Raw genomic sequence first — 22,581 nt, 5'->3', positions numbered from 1 at the left:
TTTAAACTTTATTTAAACAAACGCCGAATTTCTTTAATTCTTTTTTTAATCTTATATACGGCAATCCTACAACAGTATAGTAGTCGCCGTATATTTTTTTTACAAAACAATCATCTTTATCCTGCACGGCATAAGAACCGGCTTTATCCATATGTTTACCGAATAATTTTTTTAATTGATCGTAAGGTAAATTTTTCATTTTAACATGAGCTACATCATAAAAAACTGCTTTTTTCTTATCGCTTATTATTGAAACGCCTGTATAAACTTTATGTAAACTTCCGTTTAACTCTTTTATTATTTCAACGGAATGTTTTTTGTTTTTCGGTTTACCCAAAATCTTACCATGTAAAACGACTATAGTGTCGGAACCTATAACAATGCTGCCGGGATGTTGTTGTTTAACATTTTCCGCTTTTTTATATGATAAATATTTTACTATCGCAGACGGTCTTTTTAAATTATGTTTTTCATCAATAGCACTCGGTATTATATCGAATTTAAGTCCCCACTTTTTTAACAATTCTATTCTTCTCGGAGATAATGATGCCAATATTATTTTTTTATTTTGCATATTCTTTTATCCACATTAAATAATCTTTATTTGCCTTTATATCAACACAAACAATTTCGGGAACTTCATAAGGATGTATTTTTTTTACTTCTTTAACTATCTTATTAAAATTACTTTTTATTGTTTTTGCAACCAGCAAATGTTCGTTGCTTTTACAAACTTTATTTTCCCACCAATAAACGGATTTGATTTTTGGAATAATATTAACACATGCAACTAATTTTTTCTCTACTAAAAATTCAGTTATTTTGTTTGCAACATTAACATTAGGAACGGTAACAAAAATTGATATATATTTCATTTTTTTATTTTCCACAAATAAAAAACTCCGACAGTAGGACTCGAACCTACAACCCTCCCGTTAACAGCGGGATGCTCTACCATTGAGCCATGTCGGAATCAATTACTCATAATCTATTAAATATTATAGGTAAGTATTTTACACTTTTTTTTTATAAAAAGCAAGTATTTTTTATAAAACAAAAAAGCTCCGATAAAAAATATCGGAGCTTTTTATTTATTTCAACTTATTTCTTTTTTGCTTTTTTTGCTTTTTTTACAACTTTTTTGGCTGCTTTTTTAACAACTTTTTTTGCTGCCTTTTTAGCAACTTTTTTAACTGCTTTTTTTGCTTTTTTGGCAACTTTTTTAGCTTTTTTTCTTTTCTGTCCGCCTCTTGACATTTTTGCTCTTGAGATATCACCGTTCTTATCCAAGAAATAGAGGAAACCAGATTCTTTCTTTACACCTGCTTTAGCAACTTTACTGGTTTTTCCGCCTTTCTTTCCGCCTCTTGCCATTACAGATCTTGAAACATCACCATCTTTGTCAATGAAGTAAAGATAACCATCTTCTCTTTTTACGCCAAGTTTAGCAACTTTTTCTGCCATTTTTCCATCCTCCTAATTAAATTTGACTACTTTACTTATTACTATTAAAACCAAGAAGTTTATACTATTTTGTTACCGACGGCTCTTTCTTAGTTATAATTTTATCTTTCAACCAACTGTCAACAACTTCTTTTGAGAATCTGTATTGTTTACCAATTTTTGATGCGGGAATTTTTTTCTTTTTTATTAAATTATATATTGTAGATCTTCCGATACCGAGATATTCTGCCAACTCTTTAATATCCATAACTTGTTTATCGTTTTTATTTTCCATTTGTTATCACTCACTACTTTTATTTTTTAATTACAAGCATTATTTTATTTTATTTATTTTATTTTGTCAATACTTATTTTTTATTATTCTATTTTTTACTTTATTATCAAATTAACTCTGTTATTATTAAAATTTTCTATTTATTATTAAAACTTATGTTTTATATTATTTTATTACTTTATTTTACTATTTGTTATTAAACATTATTATTTTTTATAAGTCAAGTAGTTTTACATTTTTTTTATTTAGTAGTATAATTTTATTCATCATGGATATAATAGATTTTCATACTCATATGTGGCCGGAAAAAGTTGCGGAAAAAGCCAAAGAATATTTGGAACAATCTTTTAAAATGCCAATGAATGCAATCCCAATCGAAAAAAATGTTTTAGAAGCAATGGATAAAAACGGTGTTACAAAAAGTGTAATAGCATCTGTTGCTTCAAGACCTAACCAAGTTGAACATATAAATAATTGGCTATTCGGTTTAAATTCCGAAAGATTCATAAAGTTTGCATCGTTACATCCGTTTTATGAAAAATGGTCTTACGAGCTTGACAGAATAAAAGATAATGCTCAGGGAATAAAAATTCAACCGGAATTCCAAATGTTTTATATAGACGATGAAAGAGTATTCCCTATGTATGAAAAAATTCAAAAATTGCAAATTCCCCTTCTGTTTCATTGCGGATACGAATTATCTACCGGATTAATTCAAGCAGGTCCCAAACAAATGTTAAATGTAAAAAAACATTTCCCCGGAATAACATTTATTGCAGCTCACATGGGTGGGTTTAAATTGTGGAATGAAGTTGAAAATTCTATTATAGGTGATGATTATTTTTATATTGATACTTCTTCGGCTTTATCTTTTATGAAAGAAGATCAGATTTACAGATTTTTAAACAAACATAATAAGGATAAAATCTTATTCGGAACGGATTTCCCCGTAGGTAATCATAAAAAAGAAATAGAGTTAATTAAAAATTTAAACATAGATGATGAGTTTAAAGAAAAAATATTTCACTTAAACGCCGAAAAACTTTTAAACTTAAAATAAATGTTTAAAAAATTTTGTTTATTTTTATTCTTTATATGTATGTTGATATCTTGTTCAAATAACAGCTCAAATAACAATTTAATTAAAATTAATTCTATTGTTTGTTTCGGTGATAGTTTAACCTACGGATATGGTGCAACCAACGGACAAACATATCCGTATTTTCTGCAACAATTTACGAATATTCCCGTAATAAATAAAGGTATCAACGGAAACACATCACAAAACGGTTTAGACAGAATAGAAGATATACTACAATTTAAAAATTCTATTGTAATAGTAGAATTCGGTGCCAACGATTTTTTTCAACAAATTCCGATTTCGGAAACTAAAAAAAATATGGAACAAATTGTCGATAAAATAGGACAAAACGGAGACATTGTTGTTATTGTATCCGCGGAAGACAAGCAATTAAACCAATTGCATAAAATGTTAAAATCTTTAGCAAAAGAAAAAAAGGTTTTGTTTATAAACGGTATATTAAATGAAATTTGGAATGACAGAAATTTCTTTTCCGATGAGATTCATCCTAATTCAAAAGGTTATAAATCAGTAGCCGATAAAATTTATAAAAACATAAAACATTTGCTTTAAAAAATCGCCCTGCGATTTTTGAAGATCGGATGTATAGAGGTATAGATGTATGGAAAAACAGCAAACTGCAACTACAAGATTCCAAAAAAAATGTTTTCAGCGATTTTCAATTGAATATTTTTTATAAAAGATATATAATTTTTGAAATTTATAACAGTGAGAAAGATATGTTTAAAATTATAAAAAAAGAAGTTTTATCGTCAGTAATAAAAAGTTTTGAAATTGAAGCTCCGGACATTGCAAAAAATATTAAGCCGGGACAATTTATAGTTTTAAGGTTGCATGAAAAAGGTGAAAGATTTCCTTTAACCGTTGCAGGCAAAAACTTGGAAAAAGGAACTATAAAAATAATATTTCAAACAGTAGGTAAATCTACTACGGAACTCGGTAACTTAAAAGAAGGTGACTTTATAAGAGATATCGTCGGTCCTTTGGGAAAACCTACCGAAATCGAAAATTTCGGAACGGTAGTTGCAATGGCAGGCGGAGTAGGAACAGCGGAACTTTTACCTGTAATAAGCGATTTGTTAAAAGCAGGAAATAAAGTTATTACAATAGTAGGTGCAAGAAACAAAGATTTGTTGTTATTGCAGGACGAGCTTAAAGCAAACTCAACGGAACTTTTAACCGCAACCGATGACGGTTCTTACGGAATAAAAGGTTTTGTTACCAACGTTTTGGCGGATGTAATAAAAAGAGAAAAAGTTAATATCGTTTATGCAATAGGACCTGTTCCCATGATGAAAGCGGTATCCAATATGACAAAAGAATATAATTTAAAAACTCTTGTGTCGTTAAACCCTATAATGGTGGACGGAACGGGAATGTGCGGTGCATGCAGAGTAAGTGTAGACAAAAAAATAAGATTTGCATGTGTTGACGGTCCTGAATTCGACGGACATTTAGTAGATTGGGACGAACTTACAAGTCGTTTAAAAGCATTTAAAGAAAACGAAAAAGCAGCTTTAGAAAAATATAAAGAAATTCTTAACATGGAGTGCAAATGCCACAAAGAATAAAGATGGTCGAAAGAGACCCAAATGTAAGAAATAAAGATTTTCAAGAAGTAAATTTAGGATATAGCGACGATCAAGCATTAACTGAAGCAAAAAGATGTTTGCATTGCAAAAATCCTATGTGTGTAACAGGTTGCCCTGTTGAAGTTAACATTCCCGAATTTATACACGAATTAGCAAACAATAATCCTGCCGGTGCAATAAAAGTTATTAAATCAAAAAGTAACTTGCCCGCCGTTTGCGGCAGAGTTTGTCCTCAGGAAAAACAATGTGAAAGCAAATGTATATTGGGAATAAAACAAGAACCTATTGCAATAGGTAATCTTGAAAGATATGCAGCGGATTGGGCAGCAAAAAATATCAAAGAAGAAAATTTTGATATAAAACCTAACGGAATTAAAGTTGCCGTTATAGGTTCCGGACCTGCAGGTCTTACTTGTGCCGGAGATTTAGCCAAGTTAGGCTACGATGTTACCATATTTGAATCTTTGCACGACAGCGGCGGAGTTTTAAGATACGGTATTCCCGAATTCAGATTACCCGTTGCGGTTTTGGATAAAGAAGTAGATTCATTAAAAAAGCTCGGAATAAAATTCGTATTTAATTATTTAATAGGCAGAACAAAAACCGTAGAAGATTTGTTTAACGAAGGTTTTAAAGCAATATTTGTGGGAACAGGTGCGGGATTGCCGACATTTCCGGGAGTTGAAGGCGAAAATCTTAACAACATTTATTCCGCTAACGAGTTTTTAGTCAGAATAAATTTAATGAACGCATTTCAGTTCCCTGAATATGATACTCCGGTACATAAAGGTAAAAATGTTGTTGTTATCGGCGGCGGAAACACCGCAATGGATTCGGTAAGAACGGCAAAAAGAATCGGCGCTCAATCGGTAAAATTGTTGTACAGAAGAACACAAAACGAAATGCCTGCAAGACTTGAAGAAAGAAAACATGCTTTGGAAGAAGGCATTGAGTTTATAGAATTAACGGCTCCTAAAAAATTCATTTCCGATGATAAAGGTTTTGTAAAAGCCGTAGAATGTGTAAAAATGCAATTAACGGAACCTGATGCTTCCGGAAGAAGAAAACCCGTAGAAATAGAAGGTTCTAATTTTGTAATAGAAACAGATTTGGTTATACTTGCATTGGGATTAAATCCCAACCCGATATTACCTTCATTAACAAAAGGTTTACAAACAGATAAAAAAGGTCATCTTATAGTTGATGATAAATTTATGACAACAAGAGAAGGCATTTTTGCAGGCGGTGATATAGCAGGCGGCAGCACGGTTATTCAAGCTATGGGAATGGGTAAACAAGCCGCAAAAAATATTCACGCTTATTTAACAAAATAAAAACAGTTAAAATAATAAAAAAGCAGGGAGAAAAATTTTTCTTTCCTGCTTTTTTATTTATATAAAATTTTTATTCTTTTCTTAAATGCCAATCTTCAATATCGCATTGATCGTAATAATTATTACCGCAAGTAAAAAATTTTCCATCTTTCGTTAAGCCGATAGTAAAATTCAAACCTGCGGCAATTTCTGTTACATCTTTCCACCAATTAACATCACATTGTCCGTATTCATTACTTCCGGTAGCAACAACAGTACCGTCTTCTCTTAATCCCACACTATGGTCTTCGGCAGCAGAAATTGCAACTATATTTTCTCTTCTTGCTATATTGCATTGCCAATTATCGTTATTACCTACAGCAACAATTGTTTTATTTCTCATTAAACCCAAAGTATGATACTCTCCGGCAGATATTGCAGAAATACCTCTCCACTCTCTAACATTACATTGCATATTTTTATTATAACCTGCAGCAACTACCGTTCCGTCTTTTTTCAAACCTACGGTATGATTTCCTCCGGCAGATATTGCAACAATATCTCTCCACTTACCAACATCACACTGACCAAATACATTATTTCCTATGGCAACAACCGTTCCATCCTCTTTCAATCCTACCGTGTGGTCTTTCCCGGCAGATATTGCAATAATATTTTCCCATTTCATTACATTACATTGTCCGTAATAATTATTACCGCAAGCAACAACCTTCCCGTCATTTTTTAATCCTATTGTATGACAATTACCGGCAGATATTGATACTATATCTTTCCAGTGTTCCACATTACATTGACCGTTATCGTTATTGCCAACAGCAAGAACAGTCCCATCTTCTTTTAATCCTATTGTATGATATCCCCCTGCGGAAATTGAACCATATCTTGTATTAATTATTTTATATACACATCTATACTTAGAAAGCTTGTTTATTCCTCTAAATTCGGATATTCCGGAAACATCCGCTATTTTTTCATTTTTCATTCCGTTATGTTTGATTTTAAATGCCGTTAATTCTTTCGTTAAGTTATTATTTAACGAAAATAAAGGTTCAATATCAAATTGATATTGAGTTTGATACATCAGTTCCACATTTGCCTTTCCAATGCCGGAAAAATCATACTCAACTAAATATTTTTTTTGTTTATATTCTATATTTAACAAAAAATCGCTTACATTGAATTCTTTTATTGATATAAGTGTTGCTTTATCATTGTCCTTATCGGAAAACTTTTCGGTATTAAAATACTTTAATATATCCATAAACGGATCCGTAAATTTTACTATGGTTTGCAGTATTTCATCTTCATTTATAAACAAATCTCTTTTTCTGTTCTCTTCCAAAATTTCTTTATTTCTTTGCACTCTTTTGTTATATTCATCTTCGGTTTCCCATTGCGTTTTTTTTATGCTGTTATAAGACATTTTTATTTGTTCGTTGTAAAAAGACATTATTCTATGTTTGTTTTTATTCAACAACTTTTCAAGTTCATCAACCAAAAATATTACATCTTGTTTTATTTTTGGAGCATCCGACATTACCTTTTGAATTGATACGTTACTATTATAATTATCAAAATTTTTTGTCTTTTCAAGAACAACTTCTTCCAATTTTTTTATTTCTATTTGTGTTTCCAAATCTATTTTTGTTATAGCATCTCTTTCTTGTGAAAGCTGTTCCTCTAACTTCAATATTTCCTGTTTATTGATTCCGGCAAAAAGATCTTGCTCAAAAGATATCAAACCAAACAACAACGCTGCAACCATTATAAAATTTATTTTTTTCATATATATTCCTAATACAATATCAAGATGTTTTATCTATATATTTACAATATAAACAGCATATTAAACAAACCATTAACATACCTAATGTATTATATAATAAACATTAAGCATATTTAAATCTTTTTATCGGAATTTTAACTATACATTTTTTAACTGTTTTATCGCAACACAAAGGTGCATGAGTATCTTCCGAAAAAAATATTGCAAATTCACCTTTTTTCAAATCTATAAAAGTCTCTGGAAGATTTGAATAAAAAGCTATATCCTTTTTTGGATTATATCTTTTTAATGTTTTAAAATCCTTATCAAAAAACTTCCACCCTATTTTTTCTTTACCGGAAATAACATACTGCAAATCTATATATTTTTTATGTCTTTCCAATACCTGTTCTTTTTTAGGTTTCGGTTGACAAGTTTGAACTATAGCATATATGTCTTTTGTTATATTATATTTTCCATCCAAAGTTTTATTATTGATATTTTTAACTATATAATCAAAAACTATATCTAACTGCGGAAAAAAGTTCAATATACTTTTATAACTCTTTATTGATGACACTAACAATTTTTCTCTCCTATATTTCTACTTTATAGTTTAGTCCAAAAACTACTGAAAAATATCTCTTTTCAAGTAAAAAACATTTTAATTTATAATTTATAATGTACAATGTATAATGTTGGTAAAATTTGCATAGCAAATTTTATTATTTTTTAGTTTTTTGACAAAACACAAACATATTTAATTATAAATTATACATTGTAAATTGTACATTGCCCTTAAAAGGCTTCCATCAAAGTAAAATATGTTCCTTGTGATTCATTTGAAAAAGCAAAATCTATTCTGAAATTCATTCTCGGATTGTCTTTTATCTTTATTCTTGCTCCGAACCCCGTGGCAGTCTTTATCTCTTTCAAATCCACATCTTCCAAATTATTATAAACATTACCCACACCGGTAAATAATGCCAACCAAATACTATTTGTTATTTTTATTTTAAGTTCCGGCTGAAAAGATAATAAAATATTGTCCGCAAATCTGTTGGCATAAAAGCCTCTTAACAAATTTGAACCGCCTAATGCAGGCAAAACTTGTATCGGTGCTTTTCCGTTTATAAATTCACCGTAGAACTGATAAGAAAACAGTAATTTTTTGCTATAAACATAAAAATAATTTCTAAAGTCAAAATTTGTTTTTGAATAATTATATTTACTGCCTAATTTGCTATTGTAAAGCATATAATCGGCTCTTATCCAAACACCTTTTGTAGGATATATATTATTATCTCTTGTATCAAAGTTTGCTTTAAAACCCGCTCCCGAAATGACGCCGTTTGTTTTACAATATTGAAGCTGACCGTCGTCATCGGTATTTTGTATGGTCATATCAGATAAATCATATTGCACGCCAAACATCAAATTATCTATTATTTTTCTTGAAAAGCCTACTCCGAAACCATGGGCTCTATTAACAAATTCTTCTTCATCGTCTTTTGAAGTATTATTTCCGGCACCATAAAATTTTCTTAAAAAATTTGTATAAATAAGTTTACCTTCCAACAAATAATTTTGATTATCAAAATAAATTGCGGGAGCAACTCCGAAAGTACACTGATTTTTTAATGTGTACAAGGCAAATAAATTTAATGCCGAAAAATGTTTTTGAGTGTCGGATTTAAAATGTAATATATCGGTAAAAACCAAACCTAAACTCGTTTCCGGAGCATAAAAAGGAAACAGAAAAAAAATATTTTTAGACTGGCTGTACGCTTGAGATACGGATAAAAATAAAATAAGTGATATTAATATAAAATTTTTTTTCATTTATTTTGTTTACTCTCTATTTCATTAAACGGCTCCAAATGAACCAATACATCTAAAATATCTTTGTTCGATTTCATAAGATTTAATTTTACTTCTTCGGATATATCATGACCTTCTTGAACAGAGATATTACCGTCAACCAATATATGCATATCAACAAAAAAAGTTTCACCGGCTTTTCTTGTTCTTATATCATGAACTTCTTTAACATCTTTTGTTTGCAATGCAATTTGCTCTATCTTTGATAAAGTTTCACTGTCAACACTTTCATCCAAAATACTCAATATAGATTTTTTAAATATTGTATATGCAGGATAAATAATAAACACCGATACCACAATTGCACCTATGGCATCAAGCCATATTAATTTAGGAAATATTGCCGCTATTACAATTACTATTGCTACAGGCAAAGAACTTATTGCATCGGATCTGTGATGCCAGGCATTTGCTTTTACCGCAGGAGATTTCAACATATTTGCTTTTTTTGCCGTATATCTGTAAAGCCACTCTTTTGATATTATAGACAACATCGCACCGATAAATGCCACCAAACTCGGCGACTGAATATTGTTTTGTTTCAATGCCAATATTGCTTTAGCAAAAATAGATATACCTACAAAAGCTAAAGCTATGGCAATAAAAATTGTAACCAATAACTCTATTTTTCTGTGTCCGTATTGATGCTCTTCATCTGCCGGAGCCAACCAATATTTTACACCGAAAATTATAGATAAATCCGTTGCCAAATCGGAAAAACTGTGAACACCGTCGGCTATTAAAGCCTGACTGTTTCCCAAATATCCTATAATAAGTTTTGTTATCGACAGGAATAAGTTTACTATTACTCCAACAACAGTAACATTCTTTATTTCTTTCTCTTTATTTTCCATTTAATTGTTTTGAAACCTCATATACGGCAATAGAACATGCAACCGCAGCATTTAAAGATTGAGATTTACCCCACATATCTATTTTTATTTTGTCATCAACAATATTCAAAACATCTTTGTTTATACCGTTGGATTCATTACCTATTATTATTGCAGTACTGTTTTTAAATTTAAACCTTGATAAAACATTGTCGGTATCCAACGAGAAAGCACAAGTGTTTATTTGTTTTTGTTTCATTTGCAACATCAAAGAAACTATATCACATTCTTGAACTATAGGTATATTAAATATTGCACCCATTGTCGAACGGACTACTTTATCGCCATAAACATCTGCGGAATTTTTCGATATAAATATTCCTTTACAACCGAAAGCTTCGGCTGTTCTGATAATTGTTCCGATATTTCCGGGATCCTGTAATGTATCTATTACAACAAAAATACCTTTGTTCGATAATACTGTTTCTTTATCGAACTTCTTCTTTTCAACAACAGCCAAAATTTCCTGAGGTGTTTTTGTATCGGAAATTTTCTTAAATATCTTTCCCGTCGTTATATATTTTTTATCTGAAACAAAATCTTTATATTTGTCCGTACATAAAACAAATTCGATTTTCCAATCTTTGGGAATTTCGGATACCTGTTTAAATCCTTCAACAACAAACAAAGATTTCTCATCTCTGTTTTTCTTTTCTTTTAAAGAAACAACCAATTTAATAATATCGTTATGAACACTTTCTATAAACATTTTGACCTTATATAAACTTTAATTCCTGCTTATCTTTTGCGGATTCTAATCTATCTATAATTTTGCTATAATCCGACTCAACTATAATATTACTCACATGTATTTGTTTCATAAAACCTTCGTCTACGGATTTCTGTAATAAATTTATGTAATTATCATAAAAATTATTTATATTCAAAATAGCAATCGGTTTATTATGAATATTAAGTTGCTTCCAAGTTATAATTTCGGTTATCTCTTCAAATGTACCTATTCCGCCTGGCAATGCAACAAAATAATCGGATATTTCATACATCGTTTTTTTTCTTACATGCATATCCGAAACAACTTTCATTTCGGTTAAATTTTTGTTTCCTAAATTCATATTATTTAAAAATTCAGGTATTACCCCTATAACCTCACCGCCGTTATCCATAATTTCTTTTGAAATTATTCCCATAATACCGACTTTGCCGCCGCCGTAAACAAGCGTCATATTATTTTTAACTATTTCTCTTGCAAATTGTTTGGCAACATTAGCATATATTTCATTATATCCGCTGTTCGAACCGCAAAACACACATATTTTTTTAGACATTATTTCTTTCCCCAAAAAAAGAAACTATCTTGTTTCCGTAATAAGATAGTTTCCTTTTCAAAATATCACAAATTTTTTACTTAACGTATTTTCTGTAAAGCATCACTTGCTATTTTTTTAATATCTTTATCCTGAGTCGTTTCTACTATTTTTTTCAACGGTGCTACTGCACCTGAAGCCGCTTTACCTAAATCACCGAGTTCATAAATAGCTCTTGAAACTATCTCATTATTATTATCCTGCAACAAATCAATAAGTGCGGGTATTGTTTCCGGAGCTGCTTTACCCACTTTGGTTAAAACGGCTCTTGTTTTTTGTTTAACATTTAAATCATCGTACTTCAAAAACATTAATATATACGGGACATATTCTTTTGCAGTATTATCATCTTTCGATGCCAAATCTTCAAACATATCTAAAAATTTTATTTTTATTTCATTCGGCTTATCTTTTAAGAAAGAATACATATTGGCAGCATTTTCTTTAGAAGGGACGCCAATTTGTCCGATAGCATTTAATGCTTGTTCTTTATTTAATTTATCGTTAACAGCTATACCTACAAGAACAGGTAAAGCTTTCTTTGCATATTTTTGCATATTTCCTAAACATTCTATTGCGGATGTTTTCAATATTTCATTATTTTGATTTAAATAACCCATTATTTTGTTAAAACATTCTTCATCATTGCAAGCATCTTCGGCTACTTTCGGTAAAATAAGCAAAGTTTTTTGTTTTATTACAATATTTTTACTATCTAATAAAGCCATTAAATTCGGTGCTATAGGAGAAAGATCTCTTTCAAATTGCAACATCATTTCAAGAGCATCTATAATTTTATTTTCATCATTTGAATTTAACACTTCCACCAATTTTTTAAATATAATATTTTGTGCTTTTTTATTCTTAATATTGGAAAGAGTCCGTGCAGCCAATTTTCTTACGGAGGCATCACCGAAAGAACCAAGTTTTATTGTCGTATCCATTGCTTCGGGAGAAACTGCTTCCATTGCTCTTTCATAACACGAAAAAGCATATTCAAATTGATCATGTAAAAAATAAATATCTCCGACATTTTTTTCGGAATCGGCTACGTGATCATTTTCATCAATTGCTCTATTATAAAAATCTATTGCTTTTTCATACTCACCGTCATTTTGATACGATACTGCTTTATCAAAATAATCTCCTTTGCATGAAATAACAATAGGCATACATGCCATCAAAAATAAAACTACAAATTTTTGTATCTTCATACCAAACTCCCAATATATTTGTAAAGGATAGTTTATAATTTTATCACAAAATTTACAACACACTATCAATTTATATAATTGATTTTTTTCAGAAACAAACCGACAGAAGGTTGAGGGACATATGTTTTGATATAACTTTCCACATAATTCCACATAATTTTATCGTCACTATTTTCAAATTCCTGCATTATATCCAACGAATCGCCGGAACAATTTGCAATTTTTTTTAAGTATAAAATATCTTCTTTTTTTATATTTGAATAATTTCTTTTCAAATAATCTACCATACTGTAACCTGATATTTTTAACAATCTCAAAGAAAAAGCCGTTAACACTCTTAAAGGAGCTTTTGAAGTTGCAAGCAAATCCCATGTCCTTGTTATAAGTTCGTATTTTTTTTTGCTCGGCAAATGCACAGGTGCAAATTTGTCACTTATCTCACAAACATAAAATGCCAACAAATTCCTGTGAAAGTCCTGTTTAACCAATGTGTTGTTATTTAAAATTCTTGCTCCCGTAACAGTAGGTCTTGAATATTGTGAAGTCTGATAAATTATTAACTCGCTTTCGGTAACAGGTTCCGTGGCAGCATTAAGTTTTGCAACTATTTTTTTTGCACTGGGAACAATAGCATAAATTTTACCCCACTTATCCGTATAAGCGGTAATAATTTTGTCTGCTTCCGAAGCGACTTTCGTATTTAATATTAATGCTTTTATGTTGTAATACATTTTTATTTTATCTTTAAAATAATTCTCTTAACTTTTTTTGGTTCTACACTTTCTATTTCAACTTCTAAATTATTCCATGTAAACTTTTCGTATCTTTTCGGAATATATCCGAAATGTTCCAATACCCAACCGTTTATAGTAGAAAAATGAGTTTCGGGTATATTTAATTTCAATTCATCGTTTACATCCGATATCGATTCATATCCGTTTATTAAATATTTGCCATCGGTTAACATCTTTATATTCCCGTCTTTTTCATCATACTCGTCCCACACTTCGCCCACGATTTCTTCAAGCAAATCTTCCATCGTCACAAGCCCTATCGTAGAACCGAACTCATCTACAACTATTGCCATATGATCCTTACCTTTTTTAAATTCCGTTAAAATCTGTTTTACATATGCGGTTTCGGGAACATAATATACAGGTCTTATTAAATCCTCTATTGCCAACACTTCTCCGTTTCTCCATGCCATAGCAATATCTTTTGCCGTTACTATTCCTATAATGTTATCTATCGAATCCCTGTATACAGGAATTCTGGAAAACTGCGTCGCTATAATTTCATTCATCAATTTCTCTCTCGGTTGTTCAATATTTACAGCAAAAATTTCAGATTTGGATATCATAACTTGTGTAATTTTAGTTTTTCTGAATTCTATAATTCTATTGATGATACTTCTTGATGTTTTTGATAACGGTGAAACCTTTTCATTGGACAACAAAAATTCCACTTCATCGGGTTGTATCAATTTCGGTTCTTGAGTTTTCCTTCCGACAACTTTAAGTATATCGTTGGAAATTGAAACCAAGAATATGTTTAAACCTCTTGTTATCGTTGTAAATTTTATTACTATCGGTAATGCCTTTATTGCAAATTTATCCGCTTTATATCTGCCGAAAGATTTGGGTATAAGATTCGTAAAGATTAATGTTATAACTATAGCTATTACCGGAATTATACTTATCCATAAAGCTTTATCCAATTGATATTTTTCTATAATATCAAGCCCCATTGAAGTTGTAGATACTCCTATAGCAACAACAGAAAGGTTCATCCACACTATCATTGTAGTAATAACATCATCGGGATACTGTTCCCAATAAGCTATATATCTGTACAATTTATTATATCTTTCTTTTATTCTTCTTATATTGGAACTTGTAAGACTGGTTATCGCCGTTTCAGCAGCGGAAAAAAATGCCGCCGAAAACATAAACACTAAAAAGATTAAAAATTTTATAATTATCTGTATCATTTTTTACCTAAACTTCATCATATTCGTCGAGTATTTCCCCGACAATTTCTTCAACTATATCTTCCAATGTTACCATGCCTATTATTTTATCTTTCTTATTTTTCACAAAAGCTATATGAGTCGTTCCTTCTTGTAACTCTTTTAACAATTCACTTATTTTTTTGTCGGGATTAATAAAGTATGCCGGTTTAATAGATTTTTTTATAAGATTTTCTTTCTTTTCTTTCCATAACCACAAAATATCATTAATATGAACATAACCTATAATATTTTCTTTCGTCCCTTTATAAACCGGTACTCTGCTTCTGGCCGTTTCAACAATCATGTCTATAAATTTTTCGTTATCGTCATCAATATTTACTGCTTCTATATCTTTAAACGGTGTCATTATTTTTACGGCAATCGTTTCGGTAAATCCTACCGATCTTTCGAGCATTGTACTTATGTTTTTATCAAAGATACCTTGCTTATCGGCTTCCGAAATCAAAGTCTCAACTTCCTCTCTTGTAAGAGCAGGGTATTCATCTTTTTCATCATCTTTACTGAACATTAAATCCAATATTTTCATTATCGGATAAAGAAAAGGTTTAGTAACATGTTCTATTTGCGAAAGTAACGGTACAGTAAGCAATGCCACTTTTTGAGAATTTGCCCTGCTGTAAATTTTCGGTGTAATTTCTCCGACAATTAAAACCGTAAATGTTGCAACTATCCATGTAATAACATCCAACACATTTCTGTTTACCATATAAAAAATTGTAACCGCTAAAGAACTAAACAAAAAGCTCACCATCATATCGGATAAAACATTTCCGGTCAAAATAACGGTAAGTAAATAATACGGACTGTTCAACCATCTTAATAACGGCTCTGCTATTGATTTCTTTAAGACTATAAGTTTTTTTACTCTGTATCTGGATAGACTGTTCAATGATATTTCGGATGCCGACCAAAAAGCAGACAGCATTAAGAAAAATATTAATAGAAGTATTTCTAAGAAAATATACATTTGAATATTTTATCCTGTTTTGAAAACATCTTCTTTTTGTTTTCAGGGGTATAATCCGTATATCCTTCCAAATGTAAGATTGAATGTATTACAAGATAACATAACTCTTGTTCATAAGTAAAGCCGTATTTCTTTGCATTTTTTTTAGGCCTGTTATCAGAGATATATATGTCACCCATGAAAAGGTCTTTATCTACGAGAAAAGAAATAACATCCGTTATTCTGTTAACTTTCCTGTATTTCCTGTTCATCTTTTTTATAGCAATATCACTTACCATTGTAAAACTGATATTGTATTGTTTTATCTTTTCATATTTTAAAGCAAACTCAGCCGTTTTTTTCATCAACGGAATTATTTTTTTATCAAATCCGGTAAATATCAATTCCTTATTTTTCATCTTTTTCCTTCTATTCTTCTAATCTTCACAAAAGTCGCTTAGCGGCTTTTGTATTCTATTCTGGCATGATATATTGAGCACAATGTATTTGTTACACTTTCGGATATTTCAAATAAATCTTTTAATGTTATAGGACAATCCGAAAATTGTCCGTCGGCAAATTTATTATTTATAACTTTTTCCACCATTTCTTTCAGTTTTCCGGCAGAAGTTTCTTTCAATGTTCTTGATATTGCTTCTACGGAATCGGATATCATAAGTATTGCCGCAATTTTTGTTGTAGGTTTCTGACCGGGATATCTGAAATCTTGTTCATTAACACTGCTGTCTTTTTCCAATGCTTTATAATAAAAATATTGTATTAACGATGTACCATGATGCTGATTTATTGCATCTACTATAATTTTATCTATTTTGTATTGTTTTGCTAAAGCAACACCGTCTTTAACATGAGAAACCAATACCAAACCGGACATTGAAGGTGAAATTTCATCGTGCGGATTCTTGGCACCGTTTTGATTTTCTATAAAATATTCCGGATTTTTTAGTTTACCTATATCGTGATAATATGCACAAACTCGTGCAAGTAATGCATTTTCCCCTATTGCTTCGGCAGCATTTCCGGCAATAGATGCCGTCATTAAACTGTGATGATATGTACCGGGAGCCTCTTCCATAAGTCTTTTTAATAACGGGCTGTTAAAGTCGGAAAGTTCTATAAGTTTTATATTCGTCGTTCTGGAAAATAAAGATTCAAAAATAGGAAGCAATGCCAATATCATCAAAACAGATAAAGCGGCATTCATTGCAACATAAGCAATATTTTCTATCGTTTCATCGAGACTTAAAATATTAAAAAAATAGAAAACTATTAACGGAACAAGCATTGCAAAAAATATATTTATTCCTACTCTGGTAAAACCTGTTCTGCTTCTTATTTTTCTTACATTTATTACCGATACCAACCCGCCGGCAATATGAAATAAAGGAACTATTATTGAAAAATCATTTATTAAAATAAAAAATATTACCATTGTAAAAGTGTACACAACACTTACTCTAACGGATACAAGTAATGCCATTAAAACGGTAAATGCCGATAAAGGGAAAGAAATTTGTGACATTAAACTCGTATAAATTTGAAAAGATAACAAAGAAACAACGGTGATAAAAGATATTATTAAAACCTTAACATTATCTAAATTTATTTTATTTGCTTCATATTTAAAATAAAAAATTTCAAAAGCAAATATAGATAAAAGGGCAACAAATACACCGACCATTTCCAAATAGTTTACCGTAGTTTGCATTATCAACATAAAATAAATACAAATAAAAGAAACTATCACGGTTAAGGGTATCGGAACACTTATATCTTTTTTTAATATATTATCGCTTGATAATCTTATTTTAGGAACAATAGGAACTTCATTATCCAATTGTTTTATTAGAAACAACAGGAATTTTTTTACTTTTGATTTTAACCAACTTCTTAAAGTCTTCACTATTTTTCTTCTGTGTTAACCTGTTTTTTTTGGTTTATTTTTATTCCCAACTCTCTTAATTGTTTTTCAGCAACTTCCGACGGAGCATTTGATAACGGGCATATAGCTTTTTGTGTTTTAGGAAATGCTATAACTTCTCTTATGGACTCTTCCCCTATTAACAATGCACATAACCTGTCAAAACCGATTGCAAGTCCGCCGTGCGGAGGAGCTCCGTAAGTTAATGCATCAAGTAAAAATCCGAACTTTTCTTTTGCGGATTCTTCGGTAATATTTAAAAGATTAAATACTTTTGATTGCATATCGGATTTATGTATTCTTATCGAACCTCCGCCGAGCTCGACTCCGTTTAAAATAACATCGTAAGCTCTTGCTTTGGCCTCGCCTGCTTTTTCCTGAGTAAGTTTATCAACATCTTCATCTTTTACTGCCGTAAACGGATGATGGTTTGCCACCCATCTTTTTTCTTCTTTATCCCAAGCAAATAACGGAAAATCCACTACCCATAAGAAATTAAATTTATCTTTATCTATAAGGCCTAACTGTTTACCCATCTTTAATCTCAATGCACCAAGACCTTGAGCAACAATATCAACTTCATCTGCCAAGAAAACCACCAAATCACCGTCTTTAGCTTCAAGTTTGTTTATTATTGTGTCTATTTCTTCTTTTGTGAAAAATTTAACAATATTGGATTCTGCACCGTTAGCGGTTATCTTCATCCAAGCAAGACCTTTTGCACCGAACTCACCTACAAATTTTGTAAGTCCGTCAATTTCGGATCTTGAAAATTTTGCACCGCCTGTTATACAAAGTCCTCTGACAACATTACCTTTTGCTATAACATTTTTGAATACTCCGAAACCGCAATTTGCAAGTTCTTTTGTAAAATCTTTTATTTCCATTGCAAATCTTGTATCGGGTTTATCGGAACCGAACCTTAACATTGCTTCATCGTAAGGCATTCTTAAGAACGGTGTTTGTATTTCTTTACCTAAAACATCTTTAAATATTTTGGCAAGCATTTGTTCAACTATAGTCATAATATCCTGTTCATCGATAAAAGACATTTCCATATCAACCTGAGTAAATTCAAGTTGTCTGTCTGCTCTTAAATCTTCATCTCTGAAACATCTTGCTATTTGATAATATTTATCAAAACCCGCAACCATCAATATTTGTTTAAATATCTGAGGTGATTGAGGCAAGGCATAAAAACATCCGTGTGCAAGTCTTGCAGGAACCAAAAAGTCTCTTGCTCCTTCAGGAGTAGATTTTGTTAAGAAAGGTGTCTCTATTTCCAAGAAACCTTCTTTGTTAAGATATTCTCTTATTGTTTGTGAAATTTTATGTCTTAAAATAAAATTCTTTTGGAAAGACGGTCTTCTTAAATCAAGGTATCTGTACTTTAATCTTATTTCTTCGGAAGTTTCTTTATAGTCGTCAACTTCCAACGGCAATACAGGGCTTGTATTGATTATTTCAAGTTCGTTTACAACTATTTCAACTTTACCTGTAAACATGTTCGGATTAACTGTTCCTTCAGGTCTGTTTCTGACCAAACCTTTTACGGATAAAACATACTCGCTTCTTAAATGTTCCGCCTGAGAAAATATTTCTTTTTTCTCGGGTTGAAAAACTATCTGAACAAGACCTTCTCTGTCTCTTAAATCAATAAAGATAACTCCGCCGTGATCTCTTCTTGAATGTACCCAACCGCTTACAACAATTTCTTTACCGATAAAACTTTCATCTACTTTACCGCAATAACAACTTCTTTTCATCTTAGTCCTCTATGTATAAAAATTAGTTTATTTATAGTCTTATATATTTTATAAAAAAACATAAATAATGACAATAAGAATATAAAAAAACATTGATTTTATATCAATATGCTATTATAATATTTATTACCAAAGACTATAAGGAGTTGTTATGAACAACAAAAAAGGTTTTACTATGCTTGAGATGCTGATAATAATTATAATTGTTTCAATATTAGCTATTGTCGGAAAGGGGTCTTACGATTATTCCGTAGAAAAGAGCATAGTTTCTGAAGTAGCTCCAATGATAACCGCAATATCATTTGCACAACAAGCGTACTATGTAGAACATCACCACTTTGCTGCCGGTATAGAAGAGTTAAATTTAGATGTTGAAGGAAATTTGGAATATTCCGATGCCCTTTATTTTGGAGATCCTCAGCAAGGAGCGAGATATTATTTACGGACAAAAAACTTTATTTATGGAACTTGGTGTTTAAATGGTAATTTACAATACGATCCTTATATAGCTTTTACACGAACAGGAAATCGCAGATCTTTTCCTCACCACACTTATTATGATATTGTTTTAAGACTTGGCAGAAGAGACCACGAGATACATTATCAAGGGGTGGGCTGGAATCAAGCCAATTATTATGATAACTACTTAAAGAAAAAAGTACTTGTTTACTTGATGAAGAAAATTTTACCTAGCAAAGATTACGAATCCATAATATTGAAGTAATTATTTTGTATATTTGCACACACACGTTTTAATAAATAAACAAAGCAGGAAGAAAATTTTTCTTCCTGCTTTTTTATAAAAGTTTTTATTTTTATTAAATTAAAATCTTACATCGATACCTGCAGTTCCCGTAATTCCCGGCATCGGATAACCATAACTTAATTGATATTTATCATCATTTGTTAAGTTGTTTCCCTTAACCCATAATGAAACGTATTTCATTATTTGATAATCTGCTCTTGCATTAACTATACAATAATCTTTTAAATAGTCTCCTGTTTCACACAATGTTGTGGTAACATAAGAAACATCAGCAGATATTTTTAAATCTTTTATAGGTTTAACGGTTATTACATAATTTAAATTATGCATAGGTTTATAAATTAAGTCGGTATGAGTTTTTGTATCTTCTGCTCTTAAATATGTGTAATTCAATTTATGTTTAATATCTTTTGTCATATTATAGTTTGCTTCAACTTCATAACCATACTGTCTTGCTTCGTCCACATTCTGTGCTATATATTTATAAGTTTCAAGATCATATATATTTTGTATTAAATCCTCACTGGTAATATAAAATCCAGTTACTCCAATACCTATGGTTCCATTATTATATTCAATACCAAAATCACTTGATATACCTTTTTCAGGTTTTAAATTAGGTGCCGGAGCATACCAAGTATCATCACCATAAATTTGACCGAATGTCGGAGCATTCCAAACTTTGCTTACATTACCTGAAACTTTTATTTCATCAGTTAATTTATAAACAGCAGAAAGTGCAGGTGTAAATACATCTTCATAGTCGGTATTTTTATCTCCTCTTACAACTGGAATTAAAGTTAAATCACCAAATTTTAATATTGCCTGTAAATACGCTGCAGCATTTTCTCTACTTCTATTTATTTTTTCAGTATCATATATTAAATCTTTTTGTTTGAATTCTGTTTTATCCCATTCCAAACCTAATGTTAACATTTCTTTGTATGTAACGTTTCCTTTAACTCCGGTATTTACAGTATTATATTCACTAAAATAAGCTCCCCAAGCATCATACATATCACCAGCTTTTCTTGTATAATTCGCATTGTATCCTGAAACTTGAACCTTAAAATCTTCTATTTTTGTATTGTAATCCAATTTTAAATAATTATTATCTTCAAATTGTTTTGCAGTTTCTGATGCATAAGTCAAAGAACCAGGATTTCCTAAATCGGCATTATATGCCTGTCCTGATAATATTATTTCGGAATTTTCTGTTAAATTTACACCGATTTTACCGAAAATATTTTTTGAATCATAAAATGAATTTTTCCTGTAACCATCTGAAGACAACATAGAAGGCGCAATCAATATAGATATAACATCATTTGCATAAGCCCCTGTTATACCTGCATTTATTGTGTTAAATGTTCCATAAGAAAAATACGGATTAACATTCGGTGTTAAAGGTGTAGCTTTTTTTGTTATAACATTGATAACACCACCGAAAGCTCCTGTTCCGTAAAGAGCGGCACCCGAACCTCTTATAATTTCAACTCTTTCTATCATACTTGCAGGAATTGCCGTAAAGTCTGCTCCACCACCTGTTCCTATATCGTTTACAGGTCTTCCATCAACTAAAACCAATACCTGACCTGCTGCGGAACCTCTCATGGAAATTGATTGTGCCTGCCCCAACGGGCCATAAGCTTTATAAGAAACACCTACTTCATCTTCAACTATTTCTCCCAAAGTTTTTGCACTTTTTTCTTTAATTTCTTCTTCCGTAATAATGGTTAAGTTTGTTGTTAAATCGCTTAACGGTTCTGCCGTTTTTGTTAAAGACAAAAAGACTTCTCCTTCGTTTTCATCTTCATCATAATCTGCTGCAATTACTGTTTGAGTAAATGCAGATACTGCCAAACTCAATACTGCCAATAAACTTATAAATTTTCTCATTTTATTTTTTCTCCATAAAAAAACTTATTTTTGTATAGCAAAAATTTTCTATACATCCGTCTTTCCATACATCCATACCTCAAAAATCGTATGGCGATTTTTTATCCGTCAATAATAAACGATTGTTTCATAATAACCTCCTCGGGGTTTATTTTGATTAACGGTCGGTCTCCTGACTTAGAGTTTTTACTGCAAATATTTCCTTCCCGATTTTTTGATAATCAGTGAAAATATTTAATTACCGCACTCAATACAGTAGCCGGACTGTAGCCGATTCTCACGGCTTTCCCGTACACCGTTATAACTGCAATTTATAATTTATAATGTACAATGTATAATTAGCTAAAAAATCTTTAAATTTTTCGTTTACAAGCATGATTAAAGCC

At 30.9% G+C, this 22,581-nt stretch carries 23 protein-coding genes, 1 tRNA gene and 1 riboswitch; of the genes, 5 read left to right on the top strand and 19 right to left on the bottom strand.

What is annotated here, in order from left to right; all coding sequences use genetic code 11:
* Position 1 precedes the first annotated feature (1 nt).
* The 5 genes from B2Y85_RS02815 to B2Y85_RS02795 form a co-directional block, all read right to left on the bottom strand.
* Complete coding sequence (locus B2Y85_RS02815; RefSeq protein ID WP_372518956.1) at positions 2-574, bottom strand: Maf family protein; 573 nt, start codon at positions 572-574, stop codon at positions 2-4.
* Positions 564-890 carry a divalent-cation tolerance protein CutA gene (cutA, locus tag B2Y85_RS02810; RefSeq protein ID WP_372518955.1) on the bottom strand — a complete coding sequence of 109 codons (327 nt, stop codon included), beginning with the start codon at positions 888-890 and terminating at the stop codon, positions 564-566. Before cutA ends, B2Y85_RS02815 begins: the two co-directional genes overlap by 11 nt.
* A 10-nt stretch (positions 891-900) precedes the next feature.
* A tRNA-Asn gene (locus tag B2Y85_RS02805) sits at positions 901-972 on the bottom strand.
* Positions 973-1,101: 129 nt separating this feature from the next.
* A complete protein-coding gene (locus B2Y85_RS02800) occupies positions 1,102-1,464 on the bottom strand; it encodes a hypothetical protein (protein ID WP_372518954.1) in 363 nt (120 codons plus the stop codon).
* Between the two features lie 64 nt (positions 1,465-1,528).
* Entirely contained in the window at positions 1,529-1,738 is a 210-nt protein-coding gene (locus B2Y85_RS02795) for a helix-turn-helix domain-containing protein (protein ID WP_372518953.1), read from the bottom strand.
* Positions 1,739-2,006: 268 nt separating this feature from the next.
* Between B2Y85_RS02795 and B2Y85_RS02790 the strand changes: the two genes are divergently transcribed.
* The 4 genes from B2Y85_RS02790 to gltA are packed head-to-tail and all read left to right on the top strand — an operon-like array spanning position 2,007 to position 5,766.
* The gene (locus tag B2Y85_RS02790) at positions 2,007-2,798 is read left to right on the top strand and encodes an amidohydrolase family protein (protein ID WP_372518952.1); all 792 of its coding nucleotides are present in this window, start codon (positions 2,007-2,009) and stop codon (positions 2,796-2,798) included.
* Between the two features lie 39 nt (positions 2,799-2,837).
* On the top strand, positions 2,838-3,392 hold the full coding sequence (locus B2Y85_RS02785) for a GDSL-type esterase/lipase family protein (protein WP_372518951.1): 555 nt from the start codon (positions 2,838-2,840) through the stop codon (positions 3,390-3,392).
* A 29-nt stretch (positions 3,393-3,421) separates the two neighbouring features.
* On the top strand, positions 3,422-4,411 hold the full coding sequence (locus B2Y85_RS02780; protein ID WP_372518950.1) for a sulfide/dihydroorotate dehydrogenase-like FAD/NAD-binding protein: 990 nt from the start codon (positions 3,422-3,424) through the stop codon (positions 4,409-4,411).
* Entirely contained in the window at positions 4,396-5,766 is a 1,371-nt protein-coding gene (gene gltA, locus B2Y85_RS02775; RefSeq protein WP_372518949.1) for an NADPH-dependent glutamate synthase, read from the top strand. Before B2Y85_RS02780 ends, gltA begins: the two co-directional genes overlap by 16 nt.
* 70 nt (positions 5,767-5,836) lie before the next feature.
* Here gltA and B2Y85_RS02770 read toward each other — a convergent pair whose 3' ends face one another.
* The 13 genes from B2Y85_RS02770 to aspS form a co-directional block, all read right to left on the bottom strand.
* Positions 5,837-6,697: an RCC1 domain-containing protein gene (locus B2Y85_RS02770; RefSeq protein ID WP_372518978.1), complete on the bottom strand. Its 861-nt coding sequence runs from the start codon at positions 6,695-6,697 to the stop codon at positions 5,837-5,839.
* Between the two features lie 958 nt (positions 6,698-7,655).
* The gene (locus B2Y85_RS02765) at positions 7,656-8,111 is read right to left on the bottom strand and encodes a YhcH/YjgK/YiaL family protein (RefSeq protein ID WP_372518977.1); all 456 of its coding nucleotides are present in this window, start codon (positions 8,109-8,111) and stop codon (positions 7,656-7,658) included.
* 218 nt (positions 8,112-8,329) lie between these two features.
* Positions 8,330-9,373: a BamA/TamA family outer membrane protein gene (locus B2Y85_RS02760; protein WP_372518948.1), complete on the bottom strand. Its 1,044-nt coding sequence runs from the start codon at positions 9,371-9,373 to the stop codon at positions 8,330-8,332.
* Positions 9,370-10,266 (bottom strand): cation diffusion facilitator family transporter, encoded by an 897-nt coding sequence (locus B2Y85_RS02755; RefSeq protein ID WP_372518947.1) that lies wholly within the window; start codon positions 10,264-10,266, stop codon positions 9,370-9,372. The genes B2Y85_RS02760 and B2Y85_RS02755 overlap by 4 nt, the downstream gene beginning before the upstream one ends.
* Entirely contained in the window at positions 10,256-11,014 is a 759-nt protein-coding gene (locus tag B2Y85_RS02750; RefSeq protein ID WP_372518946.1) for a TrmH family RNA methyltransferase, read from the bottom strand. The genes B2Y85_RS02755 and B2Y85_RS02750 overlap by 11 nt, the downstream gene beginning before the upstream one ends.
* 7 nt (positions 11,015-11,021) lie before the next feature.
* Positions 11,022-11,591 carry a TIGR00730 family Rossman fold protein gene (locus B2Y85_RS02745; RefSeq protein WP_372518945.1) on the bottom strand — a complete coding sequence of 190 codons (570 nt, stop codon included), beginning with the start codon at positions 11,589-11,591 and terminating at the stop codon, positions 11,022-11,024.
* A gap of 80 nt (positions 11,592-11,671) precedes the next feature.
* Positions 11,672-12,844, bottom strand: a complete 1,173-nt coding sequence (locus B2Y85_RS02740; RefSeq protein ID WP_372518944.1) for a HEAT repeat domain-containing protein — start codon at positions 12,842-12,844, stop codon at positions 11,672-11,674.
* Between the two features lie 65 nt (positions 12,845-12,909).
* Complete coding sequence (gene recO / locus B2Y85_RS02735; RefSeq protein ID WP_372518943.1) at positions 12,910-13,575, bottom strand: DNA repair protein RecO; 666 nt, start codon at positions 13,573-13,575, stop codon at positions 12,910-12,912.
* Between the two features lie 2 nt (positions 13,576-13,577).
* Complete coding sequence (locus B2Y85_RS02730; RefSeq protein WP_372518942.1) at positions 13,578-14,834, bottom strand: hemolysin family protein; 1,257 nt, start codon at positions 14,832-14,834, stop codon at positions 13,578-13,580.
* A 7-nt stretch (positions 14,835-14,841) separates the two neighbouring features.
* Entirely contained in the window at positions 14,842-15,843 is a 1,002-nt protein-coding gene (locus B2Y85_RS02725) for a hemolysin family protein (protein ID WP_372518941.1), read from the bottom strand.
* Complete coding sequence (gene ybeY / locus B2Y85_RS02720) at positions 15,828-16,241, bottom strand: rRNA maturation RNase YbeY (RefSeq protein WP_372518940.1); 414 nt, start codon at positions 16,239-16,241, stop codon at positions 15,828-15,830. The genes B2Y85_RS02725 and ybeY overlap by 16 nt, the downstream gene beginning before the upstream one ends.
* Before the next feature lie 38 nt (positions 16,242-16,279).
* A complete protein-coding gene (locus B2Y85_RS02715; protein WP_372518939.1) occupies positions 16,280-17,746 on the bottom strand; it encodes an HD family phosphohydrolase in 1,467 nt (488 codons plus the stop codon).
* Positions 17,746-19,530, bottom strand: a complete 1,785-nt coding sequence (aspS, locus tag B2Y85_RS02710) for an aspartate--tRNA ligase (protein WP_372518938.1) — start codon at positions 19,528-19,530, stop codon at positions 17,746-17,748. Before aspS ends, B2Y85_RS02715 begins: the two co-directional genes overlap by 1 nt.
* 151 nt (positions 19,531-19,681) lie before the next feature.
* Between aspS and B2Y85_RS02705 the strand changes: the two genes are divergently transcribed.
* A complete protein-coding gene (locus B2Y85_RS02705) occupies positions 19,682-20,254 on the top strand; it encodes a prepilin-type N-terminal cleavage/methylation domain-containing protein (RefSeq protein WP_372518937.1) in 573 nt (190 codons plus the stop codon).
* A gap of 99 nt (positions 20,255-20,353) precedes the next feature.
* Here the strand turns inward: B2Y85_RS02705 and B2Y85_RS02700 are convergent, their stop codons facing one another.
* A complete protein-coding gene (locus B2Y85_RS02700; protein WP_372518936.1) occupies positions 20,354-22,195 on the bottom strand; it encodes a TonB-dependent receptor plug domain-containing protein in 1,842 nt (613 codons plus the stop codon).
* A 145-nt stretch (positions 22,196-22,340) separates the two neighbouring features.
* Positions 22,341-22,510: riboswitch (cobalamin riboswitch) on the bottom strand.
* Between the last annotated feature and the right edge of the window lie 71 nt (positions 22,511-22,581).

The sequence above is a fragment of the Candidatus Ruminimicrobiellum ovillum genome (assembly GCF_002392975.1).
Taxonomy (GTDB): Bacteria; Elusimicrobiota; Endomicrobiia; order Endomicrobiales; family Endomicrobiaceae; genus Ruminimicrobiellum; species Ruminimicrobiellum ovillum.
The sequence above is the reverse complement of the archived record's forward strand: the minus strand, read 5'-3'. Positions and strand labels throughout refer to the sequence as shown.

What these genes read in the sequence shown, in the direction of transcription:
- B2Y85_RS02815 (WP_372518956.1), bottom strand. Translation starts at nt 574, where the DNA reads ATGCAAAATAAAAAAATAATATTGGCATCATTATCTCCGAGAAGAATA.
- B2Y85_RS02800 (WP_372518954.1), bottom strand. Translation starts at nt 1,464, where the DNA reads ATGGCAGAAAAAGTTGCTAAACTTGGCGTAAAAAGAGAAGATGGTTAT.
- B2Y85_RS02795 (WP_372518953.1), bottom strand. Translation starts at nt 1,738, where the DNA reads ATGGAAAATAAAAACGATAAACAAGTTATGGATATTAAAGAGTTGGCA.
- B2Y85_RS02790 (WP_372518952.1), top strand. Translation starts at nt 2,007, where the DNA reads ATGGATATAATAGATTTTCATACTCATATGTGGCCGGAAAAAGTTGCG.
- B2Y85_RS02785 (WP_372518951.1), top strand. Translation starts at nt 2,838, where the DNA reads ATGTTGATATCTTGTTCAAATAACAGCTCAAATAACAATTTAATTAAA.
- B2Y85_RS02780 (WP_372518950.1), top strand. Translation starts at nt 3,422, where the DNA reads ATGTATAGAGGTATAGATGTATGGAAAAACAGCAAACTGCAACTACAA.
- gltA (WP_372518949.1), top strand. Translation starts at nt 4,396, where the DNA reads ATGCCACAAAGAATAAAGATGGTCGAAAGAGACCCAAATGTAAGAAAT.
- B2Y85_RS02760 (WP_372518948.1), bottom strand. Translation starts at nt 9,373, where the DNA reads ATGAAAAAAAATTTTATATTAATATCACTTATTTTATTTTTATCCGTA.
- B2Y85_RS02755 (WP_372518947.1), bottom strand. Translation starts at nt 10,266, where the DNA reads ATGGAAAATAAAGAGAAAGAAATAAAGAATGTTACTGTTGTTGGAGTA.
- B2Y85_RS02750 (WP_372518946.1), bottom strand. Translation starts at nt 11,014, where the DNA reads ATGTTTATAGAAAGTGTTCATAACGATATTATTAAATTGGTTGTTTCT.
- B2Y85_RS02745 (WP_372518945.1), bottom strand. Translation starts at nt 11,591, where the DNA reads ATGTCTAAAAAAATATGTGTGTTTTGCGGTTCGAACAGCGGATATAAT.
- B2Y85_RS02740 (WP_372518944.1), bottom strand. Translation starts at nt 12,844, where the DNA reads ATGAAGATACAAAAATTTGTAGTTTTATTTTTGATGGCATGTATGCCT.
- recO (WP_372518943.1), bottom strand. Translation starts at nt 13,575, where the DNA reads ATGTATTACAACATAAAAGCATTAATATTAAATACGAAAGTCGCTTCG.
- B2Y85_RS02730 (WP_372518942.1), bottom strand. Translation starts at nt 14,834, where the DNA reads ATGATACAGATAATTATAAAATTTTTAATCTTTTTAGTGTTTATGTTT.
- B2Y85_RS02725 (WP_372518941.1), bottom strand. Translation starts at nt 15,843, where the DNA reads ATGTATATTTTCTTAGAAATACTTCTATTAATATTTTTCTTAATGCTG.
- ybeY (WP_372518940.1), bottom strand. Translation starts at nt 16,241, where the DNA reads ATGAAAAATAAGGAATTGATATTTACCGGATTTGATAAAAAAATAATT.
- aspS (WP_372518938.1), bottom strand. Translation starts at nt 19,530, where the DNA reads ATGAAAAGAAGTTGTTATTGCGGTAAAGTAGATGAAAGTTTTATCGGT.
- B2Y85_RS02705 (WP_372518937.1), top strand. Translation starts at nt 19,682, where the DNA reads ATGAACAACAAAAAAGGTTTTACTATGCTTGAGATGCTGATAATAATT.
- B2Y85_RS02700 (WP_372518936.1), bottom strand. Translation starts at nt 22,195, where the DNA reads ATGAGAAAATTTATAAGTTTATTGGCAGTATTGAGTTTGGCAGTATCT.